We start from the raw sequence: 15,577 nt of genomic DNA, 5'->3' as shown, positions 1-15,577 counted from the left end.
GTTTCGATCCGGTCAGAGGTGTCAGACGGTTTCGCGGACGGCCCGGGCGACGATGCTCAGCCCCTCGTCCAGTTCGTCCGGGGTGACGGTCAGGGCGGGCAGCAGCTTGACGACCTCGCTCTCCGGCCCCGACGTCTCGATGAGCAGCCCGAGTTCGAAGGCCCGCCGGGCGATGCGCCCGGCCCGCTCCTTCTCGTGGAACTCCAGGCCCCACACCAGACCCCGCCCCCGGTACTCCCGCACGTCGGCGAGGTTCTCCTCGACGATCGCGATGAGCCCCTGCTCGACCTGCTCGCCCTTGGCCCGGGTCTGCTTCTCCATCGCCGGCCCGTCGGCCCAGTAGGTCTCCAGGGCGGCGGTCGCGGTGACGAAGGCGGGGTTGTTGCCGCGGAACGTGCCGTTGTGCTCGCCGGGCTCCCACACGTCCAGCTCGGGCCGGAACAGGCACAGGGACATGGGCAGCCCGTAGCCGCTGATGGACTTCGAGACCGTGACGATGTCGGGGACGATGCCCGACTCCTCGAAGGAGAAGAAGGCGCCGGTGCGCCCGCAGCCCATCTGGATGTCGTCGACGATCAGCAGCATGTCCTGCCGCTCGCAGAGCGCCTTGAGGGCACGCAGCCACTCGGGCCGGGCCACGTTGATGCCGCCTTCGCCCTGCACGGTCTCCACGATCACCGCGGCCGGCTTGTTGAGCCCGGACCCCTGGTCCTCGAGGAGCCGCTCGAACCAGAGGAAGTCCGGCACGGTCCCGTCGAAGTAGTTGTCGAACGGCATCGGCGTCCCGTGCACCAGCGGGATCCCGGCCCCGGCCCGCTTGAAGGCGTTGCCGGTGACCGCGAGGGACCCGAGGGACATCCCGTGGAAGGCGTTGGTGAACGACACGATCGCCTCGCGCCCCTTCACCTTCCGGGCGAGCTTGAGCGCCGACTCGACGGCGTTCGTCCCCGTCGGCCCCGGGAACATGACCTTGTACGGCAACGCGCGTGGCCGCAGCACCAGTTCCTGGAAGGTCTGCAGGAACGACCGCTTGGCCGTGGTCGACATGTCGAGGCCGTGGGTGACCCCGTCGCGCTCCAGGTAGTCGAGCAGCGCCCGTTTCAGCACGGGGTTGTTGTGGCCGTAGTTGAGCGACCCGGCGCCGGCGAAGAAATCGAGGTACTCGTGTCCGTCCTCGTCGTACATGCGGCTGCCCCGGGCCCGGTCGAAGACGGTGGGCCAGCCGCGGCAGTAGCTGCGGACCTCGGACTCCAGGGTCTCGAAGACGCTGAGATCGGGCTGGGTGATGGTCACGGCGGGGCTCCTCAGTGCGATGTGGGGGTCAAGGGGCCGATGCGGTACAGGACTTCGGGGGCGTGCGGACCGTCGGGGAACTCCCCGGCCTCGAACAGCACCGAGCGCTCCACGGCGGCGCCGTGCCGGGCGGCGTACGAGGTGAACAGGCGCTCGGAGGCGGTGTTGCCGGGGGTGATGGTGGTCTCGACGGCGGTCAGCGGCCGGTCGGCCGCCACCCGTGCCGTGAGCCCGTCCAGCAGTCGCGCCGCGATGCCGCGCCCGCGCTGCGCGGCGTCCACGGCCACCTGCCAGACGAGCAGCGTGTCCGGCCGGTCCGGCCGGGTGTATCCGGTCACGAACCCGACGGGCTCGCCGTCCGCGCCGCGCGCCACCGCCGAGGTGCCGGCGAAATCCCGGCACCACAGCAGATAGCTGTACGAGGAGTTCAGATCGAGGGATCCGGAATCCTGGGCGATACGCCAGAGAGCGGCCCCGTCGGTCACCAGCGGGCGGTCGACGATCAGGTCTGCTTGTGCGGCAGTCATGCGGATTGAATTTAGCGAGGCAAATACAAAAACGCACGGCAGGTGCCGTCGGTGGCTTGAACCGTACTGTCGGTATGGGGCGATATTTCCCGCCATAAAACGGGCAAATCACCGATCATGTGGAGTGCGTCACAGGGTTGAAACCCGGATGAAATTCACTTGGTTTAGCTCCGCAAAAAGCGGGCAGAAGAACTCGGGTAAGCCAACCATCGAAAAGGAATTCGGAATTTCCTTGAATTCAGGCGCCGGTAACGCCTTGTATGCGCTCCCGAAGAAGGGTGGCGGCCCGCTACCGCCAGACGGACTCCACCGTCCGCCGGGCCCCCTCCGGGTCCACCGCCAGCCCTCGCTTCGCCAGCCCCGCGCCGAGCGCCGCCAGGCTCGACCGGACGGCGTCGGCCGTCGCGTCCGTCCCGTAGTGGTTGACCCGGATCATCTCCTGGGCCAGGGCGCCCCCGCCCGCGGCCAGCGGAAGGGTGCCGTCACCCGCCAGGGCCTCGGCGACGAGTTCCGACGCCACCACGCCCGACGGCACCCGCAGCGTCGTGGCGACCGGCGCCGCGTCCGACTCCGCGTACACGTACGGCTCCAGGCCGCCGCCCAGGGCCACCGCACCGGCCCGGGTGGCCAGCGCCGCCGTGCGGTGCCGGGCCGTCACGGTCGCCAGCCCCTGCGCCTCGATCCGCTCCACACACGCCTCCAGCGCCAGCATCTCCAGTTGCGCCGGCGCGTGCGGCAGCGCCTTGCGGCCGCCGTCGATCCAGCGCTCCTTCCAGTCCAGCAGGGAGAGGTAGGAGCGGCGCGGGGCGTTCGGGTTCGCGGCCATCCGGGCCCACGCCCGCTCGCTCACCGAGACCGCCGAGACGCCCGCCGGACCGCCCATCGCCTTCTGGGCCCCGATCACGCACAGGTCCACGCCCCACGCGTCCGGCAGCACCGGCTCGGCGCCGACCGAGGCGACCGCGTCCAGGTAGAAGAGGGCGCGCTGCTCCCGTACCGCCTCGCCGATCTCCGCGACCGGGTTGGTGTTGCCGGTCGCCGCCTCCGCATGCACCAGCGAGACGAAGTCGATCTCCGGGTGCGCGGCGAACGCCTCCCGGACCTGTCCGGCCGTCACCGCCGTGTGGAACGGCACCGCGAGGTCGATCACCGTCGCGCCGCAGTCCCGCAGCCAGTCCCCGAACGTCTGCCCGTACGGACCGGTGATCACGTTCAGCGCGGTCGTCCCCGGCCCGGCCGTCGCCCTGATCGCGCCCTCCAGCGGCAGCAGCGCCTCGCCCTGCGTGATCACGACGTCCTGGCGGGTGCCGAGGAGCCGGGCGACCCGGTCCTCGATCGCGGCGAAGCGGGCGGCGGTCAGCGGGGGCAGGTCGAGGAAGGGGTGGGTCACGACGGGGCTCTCCTTGCTCGCGAAAGGGCGGATCAGGACGAGCGTAACCGGCGTCGCCCGCCCCCTCTGACCGGCGAGTTCTCAGGTCAAACGGCTCCAGCACCATCGGATTGGTTTGAGAGACCCAAACATTTCCTTATAATCGGAACCCGCAGGATCGGAATCCACAGCTCCCCCACAGTTTCGCGGGGAGCCCCCACAGACCCACGGGAGGTCTCGTGACCACGCTCCTCGGGAGCCGCCGGGCTCGCGCCCTGGCCGCCGTCACCGCCGCGGCCGGGCTGGCCCTCGTGGCCGGCTGCACGTCGAGCGGCAACGGCTCCAGCGCCTCCAGGACAGCGGCGGGCGGGGTCGAACTGGTCAAGGCCGGCCGGCTCACCACCTGTACCCACCTGCCGTACCCGCCGTTCCAGTCGGAGATCGACGGCAAGGTGCAGGGCTTCGACGTGTCGATGATCGACCTGGTCGCCAAGAACCTCGGCGTACGGCAGCAGATCGTCGACACGCCGTTCGAGAACTTCAAGACCGGCGCCTTCCTCAACTCCGGCGAGTGCGACCTGGCCGCGGCTGGCATGACCATCACCGCGGAGCGCAAGAAGAACGTCGACTTCTCCGACCCGTACTTCGACGCCACCCAGGCCCTCCTGGTCGGCAGGAGCAGCGGCATCACCTCGCTCGCCGACGCCAAGGCCAAGAAGGTCCGGCTGGGCGCCCAGGCGCAGACCACCGGCGAGGACTACGTCAGCAAGCAGGGCTTCGACCCGGTCTCCTTCGAGTCCTCCGACGCCGTCCTGAGCGGCCTGCGCACCGGCCAGGTCAAGGCCGTCGTCATCGACTACCCGGTGGTCCAGGGCTGGCTCAAGGACAAGGCCAACGCCAACGCCTTCCGGATCGCCGGCGACATCAACACCGGTGAGCAGTACGGCTTCACCGTGAAGAAGGGCAACACCAAGTTGCTCGCCGCCGTCAACAAGGCGATCGCCGGCGCCAAGGCCGACGGCACGTACAAGAAGCTGTACGAGAAGTGGATCGGCCCCTACGACGCCTCGGCCGCGTCCCCCGCCGCCTCATGACCGTGGACACCGGGACGGAACTCAAGCCTCGCAGGAAGGGCCTGACCCGGAGGCAGCGGCGCCGGCTGTCGCGCGGCGCCCAGTACGCCGTCTTCGTCGCCGCCGTGACCGCCTTCGCGGCCGGCGCCGACTGGGGACGGCTGCGGAACCAGTTCGCCCAGTGGGACATCGCCCGGCAGATGTTCCCGGACGTCATCACGCTGGCGCTGAAGAACACCGTGCTCTACACCCTGTCCGGCTTCGTCGTCGGACTGGCCCTCGGCATGGTGATCGCGCTGATGCGGCTGTCGTCGGTCGGCCCCTACCGCTGGCTGGCCGGCGTCTACATCGAGATCTTCCGCGGCCTGCCCGCCCTGCTGATCTTCATCTTCATCGGCGTCGCCGTCCCGCTCGCCTTCCCCGGCACCGAGATCGTCGGCGGCACCTACGGCAAGGTGGCCCTCGCGCTCGGCCTGGTCGCCGCCGCCTACATGGCCGAGACGATCCGCGCGGGCATCCAGGCGGTCCCCAGGGGACAGACGGAAGCGGCCCGTTCGCTGGGCTTCTCACCCGCCCGCGCCATGGTCTCGATCGTCATCCCGCAGGCGTTCCGCATCATCCTCCCGCCGCTCACCAACGAACTGGTGCTCCTCTTCAAGGACTCCTCCCTCGTCCTCTTCCTCGGCGTCACCCTGGAGGAGCGCGAACTGTCCAAGTACGGCCGCGACCTGGCCAGTACGACCGCCAACTCCACGCCGATCCTCGTCGCCGGCCTGTGCTACCTGCTGGTCACGATCCCGCTCGGCTTCGTCGTCCGCCGTATGGAGGCGAAGGCCCAGGAGGCCGTCAGATGAGCCGACCCGAGATCGTGGTGAAGGGCCTGCACAAGTCCTTCGGCGACAACGAGGTGCTGCGCGGCATCGATCTGGAGATCGGTCAGGGCGAGGTCGTGTGCGTGATCGGCCCGTCCGGTTCCGGCAAGTCCACGTTGCTCCGGTGCGTCAACCTCCTCGAAGAGCCCACCCGGGGGCAGGTGTTCGTCGGCGGCACCGAGTTGACGGATCCGGACGTCGACATCGACGCCGTACGCCGCCGGATCGGCATGGTCTTCCAGCAGTTCAACCTGTTCCCGCACCTCACGGTGGCCGAGAACCTCACCCTGCCGCAGCGCCGGGTGCTGCGCAGGAACAGGGCGACGGCGGCACGGGTCGCCGCGGAGAACCTCGCCCGCGTGGGTCTGTCCGAAAAGGCGGACGCCTACCCCGCCTCCCTCTCCGGCGGTCAGCAGCAGCGGGTGGCGATCGCCCGCTCGCTGTCCATGGGCCCCGAGGTGATGCTCTTCGACGAGCCGACGTCGGCCCTCGACCCGGAGCTGGTCGGGGACGTCCTGGCGGTCATGCGGATGCTGGCGCGGGAGGGCATGACCATGATGGTGGTCACCCACGAGATGACCTTCGCCCGCGAGGTCGCCGACCGGGTCGTCTTCATGGACGGCGGAGTCGTGGTCGAGGACGGCACCCCGGACCAGGTCATCGGCGCCCCCCTGCACGAGCGCACCCGCCACTTCCTCTCCCGGCTCCTGGATCCGGCCATGGCCCAGGTGGAGGAGGAGGGCTCCGACCGGGCGGGCGGGGCCGGCGGCTGAGCCCCTTCGATGCGGGCCTGCCGGTCGTCCTAGGCTGAGCCCCATGAGCGATCAGGCGGTGCTGCACGTGAAGGGCAGGGTCCTCGTGGGCCCCGAGGACGTCCGCGACGAACTGTGGGTGGTGGACGGCCGGGTCTCCTACGGCCGTCCCGCCGGCGCCCGTGACATCCGGACCGTGGCGGGCTGGGCGCTCCCCGGTCTCGTCGACGCCCACTGCCACGTCGGCCTCGGCCCGCACGGCCCGGTGGACGCGGCGACGGCCGAGAAGCAGGCCCGCACCGACCGCGAGGCCGGCACCCTCCTCATCCGGGACGCCGGCTCGCCCTCCGACACCCGCTGGGTCGACGACCGCGACGACCTCCCGAAGATCATCCGGGCCGGCCGGCACATCGCCCGCACCCGCCGCTACATAAGGAACTTCGCCCACGAGATCGAGCCGGCGGACCTGGTCGAGTACGTCGCCCAGGAGGCCCGGCGCGGCGACGGCTGGGTCAAGCTGGTCGGCGACTGGATCGACCGCGACCTCGGCGACCTGGCCCCCAGCTGGCCCCGCGACGCCGTCGAGGCGGCCATCGCCGAGGCACACCGGCTCGGCGCCCGGGTCACCGCGCACTGCTTCGCCGAGAACTCGCTCCAGGACCTGGTCGAGGCCGGCATCGACTGCATCGAGCACGCCACCGGCCTGACGGAGGAGCTGATCCCCCTCTTCGCCTCCCGTGGCGTCGCGATCGTCCCCACCCTCGTCAACATCGCCACCTTCCCGCAGCTCGCGGCGGGCGGCGACACCAGGTTCCCGCGCTGGTCGGCCCATATGCGCCGGCTCCACGAGCGCCGTTACGACACCGTCCGGAACGCCTACGACGCCGGCATCCCGGTCTTCGTCGGCACCGACGCCGGCGGCTCGCTCGCCCACGGCCTGGTCGCGGACGAGGTCGCCGAGCTCGTCACCGCCGGGATCCCGCCCCTGGACGCGCTCGCGGCGACCAGCTGGGCGGCCCGTGCCTGGCTCGGCAGGCCCGGTCTGGAGGAGGGCGCACCGGCGGACCTGGTGGTGTACGAGAGCGACCCGCGCGCCGACGTACGCGTCCTCGCGGCCCCCCGCCGGGTGGTGCTGAACGGGCAGGTCGTCGAGTAGTCGTCGAGTAAGGGAACGCCTGTGCTCACCGACTCGAATGCGTGAACGGAAAGTCCACTATCGGGTGAAGTAACGCAGGATCGCCGCCTGTTCACCCACAGTGCGTAATTCTTGGCGGGTCCCGAGCAAGTTTCCTCTGGGGGTCCCACCACCTTGAACAGCCACACATTCCGTCTGCCCGCACGCCGCCTCGCGACCCTCGCGACGGCCACGGCCCTCGCCGCCGGTCCCGCGGCCGTGGCCGGCGCGGGCACCGCACACGCGACCACCGGCCACGGCCGGGCCACCGCGGTCGTCCTGCGCACCGGCCTGGACGTCTCCCTCCTCGACAAGGCCGTGAACGTCCCGCTCGCGGTCTCCCTGAACCAGGTCCAGGCACCGCAGAACGCCGACCGGACCGCGCTGACCGCGACCCTCGACGGCGTGGACGGCGGCAAGCCGTTCAACGTCCTCGGCGCGGACGCCGCCGCGGCGAAGGCGACGGTCACGGCCGGCCGTGCCGAGGCCTCCGTCCACCTCGCCCACGCCCGGCTGCACCTGCCGGGCCTGCCCCTGCTGTCCCTCGTCGAAGTCGACACGGTCACCTCCAAGGCCACCTGCGAGACCGGCAAGCGGCCGGAGGCCTCCGCCAACGTCCTCGGCGCCGTCACCGTGCTCGGCAGACGTGTCACGCTGAGCGCGGGCGGCCCCACCGACGTCAGGGTCCCCGGCGTCGGCGAGGTCCGCCTCGACCTGTCCAGGCGCGAGACGACATCGACGTCGGCGGCGGCCGTCGCCCTCGAACTCAAGGTCTCCGTCAACCCGTTGAAGCTCAACGTGGCCGAGGTGGAGGGCACCCTGACCCTGGCGAAGGCGACCTGCGAAACACCGCAGGCCCCCGCGACCGACCGGAGCGACCCGAGCGATCCGGCCGACCCGGGCGATCCGGTGTCCGACGTGAAGGTGCAGGGTGCTCCGGCGAAGGAGACGAAGCTGGCGGAGACGGGCGGCAGTTCGGCGACGCCGTACGTGGCGGGAGGAGCGCTCGTGCTCGTAGCGGCGGGCGGGGGAGCGGTGTTCCTCGCGCGCCGCAGGCGTTCCTAGAAACGCCCACTGAGGCGCCCCAACGGGGCGCGGGGCGGTAGTCGATGTCCGGCTACCGCCGCGCGGGCACGACCGGCCACAACGCACCCGCACGCGCGTGACGGCCCGCGGTTCCCCGGCCCCTCACCTCACCCGCGTACGAACACCAACGCCTGATCAAGCGCCAGCAGAAACCGGTTCACCGTCACCCGGTCCCGCACCGCGATCCGCACCCACTCCTCGTCCAGCCCGGGAAACGTGTCCCCGCGCCGGACGGCGTACCCCAACACCCGAAGCTGCCGTCGCACGGCCGCCGCCTGCGCCATCCGGACGAGCACGAACGGCCCCTCCGCCGGCCCCGCCACCCGTACCCCTTCCGGCGCGAACTCCTCAAGGCCCGCCACCAGATGGGCCCGGTCGGCGGCGACACGGTGCGCCGCGTGCGCCGCCTCCGCCAGCGCGCGGGGCGCCACGCACGCCTCGGCCGCCGCCAGCGCCGGCGTGGACACCGGCCACAACGGCTGTGCCCGCGCCAGCTCGGTGACGATCTCCGGCGCGGCCAGCAGGTACCCGATCCGCAGCCCCGCCAGCCCCCACGTCTTCGTCAGACTGCGCAGCACCACCAGACCCGGCACATCCGTCCGCCCGGCCAGCGCCTCCCGCTCACCGGGCACCGCGTCCATGAACGCCTCGTCGACCACCAAGGTCCGCCCGGGGCGGGCCAGCCGGACGATCGTCTCCGCCGGATGCAGCACCGACGTCGGGTTGGTCGGATTGCCGATCACCACCAGGTCGGCGTCCTCCGCGACGGCCGCCGGATCGAGCCGGAACCCGTCCGCCTCGCGCAGCAGCACCCGGTCCACGGTGTGCCCGGCGTCCCGCAGCGCCGCCTCCGGCTCGGTGAACTGCGGATGCACCACCACCGGCCGGCGCACCTTCAGCGCCCGCGCCAGCAGGACGAACGCCTCCGCCGCGCCCGCCGTCAGCAGCACCCGTTCCACCGGCAGACCGTGCCGCGCCGCGACCGCCGCCCGGGCCGCCCGGCCGTCCGGGTAGGCCGCGAGCCCGCCCAGCGACTCGGCTATCCGCTCCCGCAGCCAGCCGGGAGGGGTGCCGGTGCGCACGTTGACCGCGAGGTCGACAAGCGCCGGGCCGCCGTCGCGGACCTCGGCATCGCCGTGGTGCCGCAGATCGTGCCCGTCCCCGGCACCTCCCGCCTCCGCGGAGCCTCTGCCGCCTCCGGGGCCGCCGGAACCGTCCTCAGTGCGCATGCGCGTGCCCGCCATGGTGATGGTGTCCGTGTCCGTGGGGATGAGTGTCGTCGTCCGGGTGGAAGTGCGGCTGCTGGGGCAGTCCGACCTTGTCCTCGAAGCCGGGCAGCGCGATCCGGTACACGCACGAGTCGCAGTTCATCCGCAGATCACCTTCGACCGCCTCCCGGTACCGCTCCAGCACCAGGTCGAGCAGTTCCGGCTCGGGCCCGATGACGTCCGCCGAACGCACCTCGACCTCCGGGTGCGCCGCCGCCCAGCTCTCGGTCTGGTGCCGCACCCGGTCCGGCAGGATCCCGGTGAAGAGAAAGTACGGCAGGACGACGATCCGGCGCGCCCCCAGTTTCAGACACCGGTCGAGCCCGCTCGGCACGTCCGGCGCCGCCAGCGACACGAACGCGGTCTCCACACCGGCGTACCCGCGCCCCTCCCACAGCAGCCGGGCCGCCTTGTGCACCTCGGCGTTGGCGTCGGGGTCCGTCGAACCGCGGCCCACCAGCAGCACGGTCACCTCGGCGCGGTCCTGCCCGGCCCGCGGGGAGCCGCCCAGCGCCTCGTCCAGGCGCCGCTCGAGGACCGACAGCAGGGCGGGGTGCGGGCCCAGCGGACGGCCGTAGGTGTACGAGATCCCCGGGTGCCGCTCCTTCTCCCGCGCCAGCGCGGCCGGGATGTCGCCCTTGGCGTGCCCGGCGGAGACCAGCATCAGCGGCACCGCGGCGAACCGCCGCACCCCCCGCTCCACCAGCTCGGCCACGGCGTCGCCGAGCGGCGGCGGGGACAGCTCGATGAAGCCGCCCGCGACGGGCAGTTCGGGGTGGCGGCGCCCCAGCTCCCGTACGAAGTCGCGGAACGCCCCGGCCCCGGCGTCGTCCCGGGTGCCGTGGCCGGCGATGAGCAGGGCGGGCGGGGTGGTCACAGCGTCTCCTCGGAAGTGGGGTGGTACAGCAGGGCGTTGAGCGCGGCGGCGGCGACCGCCGAGCCGCCCTTCTCGGACACGTTGCTGACGGCGGGCAGCCCGCTCGCCCGCAACGCGGCCTTGGACTCGGCCGCGCCGACGAAACCGACGGGCAGCCCGATGACGAGCACGGGGGAGGCGTCCAGCGTCAGCAGCTCCTCCAGGGCGGTCGGCGCGTTGCCGATCACCCACAGGGCGCCCGGCCCGACCTGCTCGTGGGCGAGCCGGATCGCGTGCGCCGAACGGGTCAGCCCCGGACCGGCCTTGGCGTCGCGCAGCCGGCACACCGTCTCCCGGCGGGTGATCCCGGCGGCGACCATCTCCACGTCCACGACGACCGGCGCCCCGGCGTGCAGCGCCGCGTGCGCCTTCACCAGGTCGTCCTCGTCGGTCACCAGGTCGGTCGCGTACTCCAGGTCGGCGGCGGAGTGGATGACCCGCTCCACCACCGCCCGGGTCAGCGGCGGGAAGTGCGAGGTGTCCAGGCGGGCGCGCAGCCGCCGGAAGGACTCCTGCTCGATGGGGTGGACCACGCGGTTCACCTGCCCTCCTCCTGAGCGCTCTCCTGCCAGCGGTAGCCGCGCGGGGTGACCATCCGCCCGGCGATGTTCCGGGTGGCGGTGTTGCCCACGGTCACGACGGTCATCATGTCGACCCACGCCGGGTCCAGCTCGCCCAGGGTAGTCAGCCGGCTCGACTCGTCGGGGCGTGAGGCGTTGCGTACGACACCGACGGGCGTCGTCGGCTCCCGGTGCCCGGCGAGGATCGCCAGTGCCTTGGGAAGCTGCCAGTCGCGGCCCCGGGAGCGCGGGTTGTAGAACGTCACGACGATGTCCGCCTCGGCCGCCGCGCGCACCCGGCGCTCGATGACCTCCCACGGCGTGTGCAGGTCGGACAGGCTGATCGAGACATGGTCGTGGCCGAGCGGCGCGCCCAGGATCGCCCCGGCGGCGAGCGCGGCCGTGACCCCGGGTACGCCGATCACGTCGACGTCGTCCGACGCCTCGGCGAGCGCGGGGGAGGCCATGGCGTACACGCCGGCGTCCCCGCTGCCGATGAGCGCGACGGCATGCCCGGCGCGCGCCTCGGCGACCGCGGTACGCGCCCGCTCCTCCTCGGCACCGAGCCCCGACTCCAGGATCCGGGTGCCGGGCCGCAGCAGGTCACGGATCTGGTCGACGTACTGGTCGAGGCCCACGAGCACGGCGGCACGCCGGAGTTCGGCCCTGGCCCGCGGGGTGAGCAGGTCCCGGGCACCGGGGCCGAGCCCGACCACCGCGAGCCGGCCGCGCGCGGGACGTCGTACGACGGCGCAGGTCGCCATGGCGGGCCGGCCGTCCGGCCGCCGCGACTTCCGCTTGGGCACGAGGAGTTCACCGCCCCGCGCGAGCGCCGCCGCCTCGGCGACGGAGGGGGTGCCGACGGCGGTGCGGGGAGCGTCCGAGGGGTTGGGGACCCGGATCCCGGCCAGCTCCCCGGCGGAGTACGTCACCAGCGGGACCCCGAGCCGCGCGGCCGCCGTGACGATCCCGGGCTCCTCGGCCTTGGCGTCGACGGTGGCGAGTTCGGCGACGCTGCGCGGGGACAGGCCCGCGTCCCGCAACGCGTCCTCGACGAGCCCGAGCACCTCGTCGGCGGGGGCGCCCCTGGAGGCACCGACGCCGACCACGAGGGACGGCGGGCGCAACAGCACCTCGTTCCCGGCGGGTTCGACCGCGCGGTCGGTCACCCGGACGACGTGGGCGCCCTCCTCCGTCAGCGGCAACGGGGGCAGCGGCCACGCCGACTCGGCGCGCAGCGCCACCGGTTCGCCGTCCAGCAGGGCCCGCGACACGGCCGCCACCGCGCCCTCGACCGGGAAGCCGAGGGTGTCGAGTCCGGGCAGCCCGACCGCGTCGGTCGCGGTGGTCACCACCGGCTGCGCGGCCAGCGACTCACCCACCGCGCGGGCGAGTTCGTTCGCACCGCCGCCGTGCCCCCCGACCAGCGACACGGCGAACCGGCCGCCCTCGTCGACGCACACCACACCCGGGTCGGTCGCCTTCGCGCCCAGCAGCGGGGCGATCAGCCGGACCACCGCACCCGTGGCCAGGAAACAGACCAGTTGCTCGCACTCCGCGAACGCGGACCGTACGGCGTCCTTGACGGGACCGTCGTACACCCGCGTGCGGTCCGGCCACGCCGCGGCCAGCCGGTCGCGCGCCGCCGCCCCCGCCGCGGTGGCGGAAATGAGGCCGATCACTGGGCAACTCCTTCTTCGGATCCGTCCGTGGATCCGTCTTCGCAACCGTCTTCGCAACCGTCTTCGGAAGCGTCTTCGGAAACTTCTTCGGGAACGGGGATCCTGGACCCCCACAGCAGGAACACGGGATTGGCCGCCGCCAGCCGGGTCACCTCGCCCGGCAGCGGCGCGAGACGGGAGGACTGCAGCAGCACCCCGTCGCAGGAGAACCCGGCACCGGTGAGCGCCGCACGCGCCGCCGGCACCCGGTCCAGGGCGGCCATCGCCACCACCACCGTCCGCCGGGCGCGGCGCGCGCAGGCGTCGACGACGGCGGGCAGGTCACGGCCCCCGCCCCCGACGAACACGGCGTCGGGGTCGGGGAGCACGGCCAGGGCCTTGGGCGCCGAGCCGTGCACCACGTCCACGTACACGCCGTGCGCCCGGGCGTTGGCGGCGATCCGCGCGACCCCGTCCGCCGCCTTCTCCACGGCCACGACGGCGGCGCCGAGACGCGCGCACTCCACGGCCACCGATCCCGACCCCGCGCCGACGTCCCAGACCAGGTCGCCCAGCCGGGGCCCGAGCCGGGCCAGGGCCAGCGCCCGTACCTCGAACTTGGTGATCATCGAGTCGCGGTGCGCGAACTCGTCCTCGTCCAGGGCCCACCCGGCGGGCTCCGCCCGGCCGCCGGCCACCGTCCGCACGGCACCCGGTACCCGGGTCCGCGTCTCGTCGAGGCACAGCACCACGCTGACGTCCGGCCCCCAGTCCCGGGCGGCGGCTTCGGCGGGGGTGACCCACTCGACGCGCTCCCGCGCGGAGCCGAGCGCCGAGGCGACGACGAGGACCCGCGCGCGAGCCGCGGGTGCGGACGTGGCCTCGTGGGTGCCGAAGGCGTGCCGCAGTGCCGCCCCCAGTTCCGCCGGACCCGCCCCGGGTCCGGTCAGCACCGCCACCTTCGGACGCGCCCGGCACACGTTGACCGCGGTACGCGGCTCCCGCCCGTGCGCGCTCACCACCACCGCGTCGTCCCAGGGCAGCCCGATCCGTGCGAAGGCCGTGGCGACGGAGGACACCCCGGGGCGGACGTCCAGCGTCTCCTTCCCGAACCGCTCGGCGAGCACCCGCACGATCCCGAAGAACCCCGGATCCCCCGAGGCCAGCACGGTCACGGGCCGGTCCTTGCCGACGTACTCCTCGATGGTGTCCAGGGCGGGCGCCAGCGGCCCGAGGACGATCCGCTCGGCCCCCTCGGGCAGCCGCACGGCCTCCAGATGGCGCCGCCCCCCGACGACCAGCCGGGCGCCGGTCAGCACGTCCGGCGGAAGCGGCGCGCCCGTCCCCGTACCGACGACCGTGATCACGTACTCGCCCCCCGCTCGCGCAGCGCCCGCCGCGCCTCGGGGTCGGCCCTGCGGAAGCCGTGGAAGTGGCCGGGGTGGTAGAGGTGCGAGCGGGTGCCGTGGGCGTCCAGGGCCGGGCCGACCAGGAAGAGGGTGTGCTTCCAGAGCCTGTGCTCCTTGACCGTCTCCTCCAGCGTCCCGATCGTGCACTTCACGATCAGCTCCTCCGGCCAGGTCGCCTGATACGCGACGACGACCGGGGTGGAGGTCGGGTAGCCGCCCTCCAGCAGCTCGCGCACCAGCTGTCCGCTGCGCGCGGCGGAGAGGAAGACCGCCATGGTGGTCCCGTGCCGGGCGAACTCCCGCACCTCCTCGCCCGGTGGCATCGGCGTCTTGCCGCCGCCGAGCCGGGTGAGCACGACGGACTGCGCCACCTCGGGAATGGTCAGCTCGCGCCGGGCCAGCGCGGCCACGGCCGAGAAGGAGGAGACACCGGGCACGATCTCGACCTCGACACCGATCCCGGCACACCGGTCGACCTGCTCCTGCGTACCGCCCCACAGGGCCGGGTCCCCGGAGTGGATCCGGGCGACCCGCAGCCCCTCGGCACGGGCCCGCTCGTACACGGCGACGACGTCCTCCAGCGACATCGTCGCGGAATCGAGGATCTCCGCGTCCTCGCGCGCGTGCTCAAGGACCTCCGCCTGGACCAGGCTCGCGGCCCAGATCACCACGTCGGCCTCGGCGATCGCCCGCGCGGCCCGGAACGTCAGCAGATCGGCGGCGCCGGGGCCGGCACCGACGAAGGTCACCTTGCCGGTGGTCGCGTCGCCGGAGGCGGTGGCTGAGGCAGCGGCATCGGCCATGAAAAATCGGTCCTCTCTGGACAAAGGGTGTTACGGGCGCCGCAGAATGTGCGCTGAGGCGGGTTGATCGGATAGCAAGGGCACATGGCGGTCTTCGTCGCGCTTGGCGCGTTCCTGATGACGCTGGCCGGCGGCTGGACGGCACAGCGTGTGACCGACCGTCGTCACCTGGTCCTGGGCCTGGCCGGCGGTCTGATGCTCGGGGTGGTCGGCCTCGACCTGCTGCCGGAGGCGCTGCGCGCGGCCGGCCGGCCGGTCTTCGGCGTACCGGCCGCCCTGCTGCTGTTCGTGGCCGGCTTCCTGCTGGCCCATCTGGTGGAGCGCACCCTGGCCCTCCGCCAGGCCGCGCACGGTGGCGAGGAGGACGGTCACCGGGCGCCGGAGGTGGGCCTGACGGCGGCCAGCGCGATGGTCGGCCACAGCGCCATGGACGGCGTGGCGATCGGCGCGGCCTTCCAGGTGGGCGGTGGCATGGGCACGGCGGTCGCGCTCGCGGTCATCGCCCACGACTTCGCGGACGGCTTCAACACGTTCACGATCACGAGCCTGTACGGCAACGCGCGGCGCCGGGCGATATCGATGCTGGTCGCCGACGCCTGCGCACCGGTCCTCGGTGCCCTCTCCACGATCTTCTTCACCATCCCCGAGGCCCTGCTCGGCGGCTATATCGGCCTCTTCGGCGGCGTCCTGCTCTACCTGGCCGCCGCGGAGATCCTTCCGGAGGCCCACCACGAACACCCGGCCCGCTCGACGCTGCTGTGCACGGTGGCCGGCGCGGCGTTCATCTGGCTGGTGGTGGGCATATCCGGCTGAC

Annotated in this window: 15 protein-coding genes; 6 read left to right on the top strand and 9 right to left on the bottom strand. The window is 72.8% G+C overall.

Translation table 11 applies throughout. From position 1 onward, the window contains the following. Positions 1-21 precede the first annotated feature (21 nt). The 3 genes from ectB to LQ326_RS24280 all read right to left on the bottom strand — a co-directional run bounded on the left by ectB (position 22) and on the right by LQ326_RS24280 (position 3,210). Positions 22-1,293 carry a diaminobutyrate--2-oxoglutarate transaminase gene (ectB, locus tag LQ326_RS24290; protein ID WP_234539667.1) on the bottom strand — a complete coding sequence of 424 codons (1,272 nt, stop codon included), beginning with the start codon at positions 1,291-1,293 and terminating at the stop codon, positions 22-24. An 11-nt stretch (positions 1,294-1,304) separates the two neighbouring features. Next, positions 1,305-1,820: a diaminobutyrate acetyltransferase gene (gene ectA / locus LQ326_RS24285; RefSeq protein WP_181807995.1), complete on the bottom strand. Its 516-nt coding sequence runs from the start codon at positions 1,818-1,820 to the stop codon at positions 1,305-1,307. A gap of 289 nt (positions 1,821-2,109) precedes the next feature. Further along, positions 2,110-3,210, bottom strand: a complete 1,101-nt coding sequence (locus LQ326_RS24280; RefSeq protein ID WP_234539666.1) for a pyridoxal-phosphate-dependent aminotransferase family protein — start codon at positions 3,208-3,210, stop codon at positions 2,110-2,112. A 218-nt stretch (positions 3,211-3,428) separates the two neighbouring features. Here LQ326_RS24280 and LQ326_RS24275 point away from each other — a divergent pair, with 218 nt between their 5' ends. The 5 genes from LQ326_RS24275 (at position 3,429) to LQ326_RS24255 (ending at position 8,125) form a co-directional block, all read left to right on the top strand. Further along, on the top strand, positions 3,429-4,283 hold the full coding sequence (locus LQ326_RS24275; protein WP_234539664.1) for a transporter substrate-binding domain-containing protein: 855 nt from the start codon (positions 3,429-3,431) through the stop codon (positions 4,281-4,283). After that, the gene (locus LQ326_RS24270; protein ID WP_234539663.1) at positions 4,280-5,116 is read left to right on the top strand and encodes an amino acid ABC transporter permease; all 837 of its coding nucleotides are present in this window, start codon (positions 4,280-4,282) and stop codon (positions 5,114-5,116) included. The genes LQ326_RS24275 and LQ326_RS24270 overlap by 4 nt, the downstream gene beginning before the upstream one ends. Then, on the top strand, positions 5,113-5,907 hold the full coding sequence (locus tag LQ326_RS24265; RefSeq protein WP_234539661.1) for an amino acid ABC transporter ATP-binding protein: 795 nt from the start codon (positions 5,113-5,115) through the stop codon (positions 5,905-5,907). Before LQ326_RS24270 ends, LQ326_RS24265 begins: the two co-directional genes overlap by 4 nt. 43 nt (positions 5,908-5,950) lie before the next feature. After that, positions 5,951-7,042, top strand: coding sequence for an amidohydrolase family protein (locus tag LQ326_RS24260; RefSeq protein WP_234539660.1), 1,092 nt, complete (start codon positions 5,951-5,953; stop codon positions 7,040-7,042). Positions 7,043-7,195: 153 nt separating this feature from the next. Further along, positions 7,196-8,125, top strand: a complete 930-nt coding sequence (locus LQ326_RS24255; RefSeq protein ID WP_234539658.1) for an SCO1860 family LAETG-anchored protein — start codon at positions 7,196-7,198, stop codon at positions 8,123-8,125. 128 nt (positions 8,126-8,253) lie between these two features. On the opposite strand, the gene cobC is transcribed toward LQ326_RS24255, so the two are convergent. Genes cobC through cobM form a run of 6 tightly spaced genes read right to left on the bottom strand, consistent with a single transcriptional unit; the run spans position 8,254 to position 14,763 of the window. Beyond that, the gene (gene cobC, locus LQ326_RS24250) at positions 8,254-9,375 is read right to left on the bottom strand and encodes an Rv2231c family histidinol phosphate aminotransferase CobC (RefSeq protein WP_234539657.1); all 1,122 of its coding nucleotides are present in this window, start codon (positions 9,373-9,375) and stop codon (positions 8,254-8,256) included. After that, positions 9,365-10,291: a sirohydrochlorin chelatase gene (locus tag LQ326_RS24245; protein ID WP_234539655.1), complete on the bottom strand. Its 927-nt coding sequence runs from the start codon at positions 10,289-10,291 to the stop codon at positions 9,365-9,367. The genes cobC and LQ326_RS24245 overlap by 11 nt, the downstream gene beginning before the upstream one ends. Continuing rightward, positions 10,288-10,872 (bottom strand): precorrin-8X methylmutase, encoded by a 585-nt coding sequence (locus LQ326_RS24240; protein ID WP_234539654.1) that lies wholly within the window; start codon positions 10,870-10,872, stop codon positions 10,288-10,290. The genes LQ326_RS24245 and LQ326_RS24240 overlap by 4 nt, the downstream gene beginning before the upstream one ends. Next, on the bottom strand, positions 10,869-12,572 hold the full coding sequence (gene cobJ, locus LQ326_RS24235) for a precorrin-3B C(17)-methyltransferase (RefSeq protein ID WP_234539653.1): 1,704 nt from the start codon (positions 12,570-12,572) through the stop codon (positions 10,869-10,871). The genes LQ326_RS24240 and cobJ overlap by 4 nt, the downstream gene beginning before the upstream one ends. Continuing rightward, positions 12,569-13,918, bottom strand: a complete 1,350-nt coding sequence (cbiE, locus tag LQ326_RS24230) for a precorrin-6y C5,15-methyltransferase (decarboxylating) subunit CbiE (RefSeq protein ID WP_234539652.1) — start codon at positions 13,916-13,918, stop codon at positions 12,569-12,571. The genes cobJ and cbiE overlap by 4 nt, the downstream gene beginning before the upstream one ends. Further along, entirely contained in the window at positions 13,915-14,763 is an 849-nt protein-coding gene (gene cobM, locus LQ326_RS24225; protein WP_234539650.1) for a precorrin-4 C(11)-methyltransferase, read from the bottom strand. Before cobM ends, cbiE begins: the two co-directional genes overlap by 4 nt. 84 nt (positions 14,764-14,847) lie before the next feature. Between cobM and LQ326_RS24220 the strand changes: the two genes are divergently transcribed. Then, positions 14,848-15,576: a ZIP family metal transporter gene (locus tag LQ326_RS24220; protein ID WP_234539649.1), complete on the top strand. Its 729-nt coding sequence runs from the start codon at positions 14,848-14,850 to the stop codon at positions 15,574-15,576. The last annotated feature ends 1 nt before the right edge of the window (position 15,577 follow it).

Source organism: Streptomyces shenzhenensis (assembly GCF_021462265.1).
In the GTDB taxonomy this organism is placed as follows: Bacteria; Actinomycetota; Actinomycetes; order Streptomycetales; family Streptomycetaceae; genus Streptomyces; species Streptomyces shenzhenensis.
The sequence above is the reverse complement of the archived record's forward strand: the minus strand, read 5'-3'. Positions and strand labels throughout refer to the sequence as shown.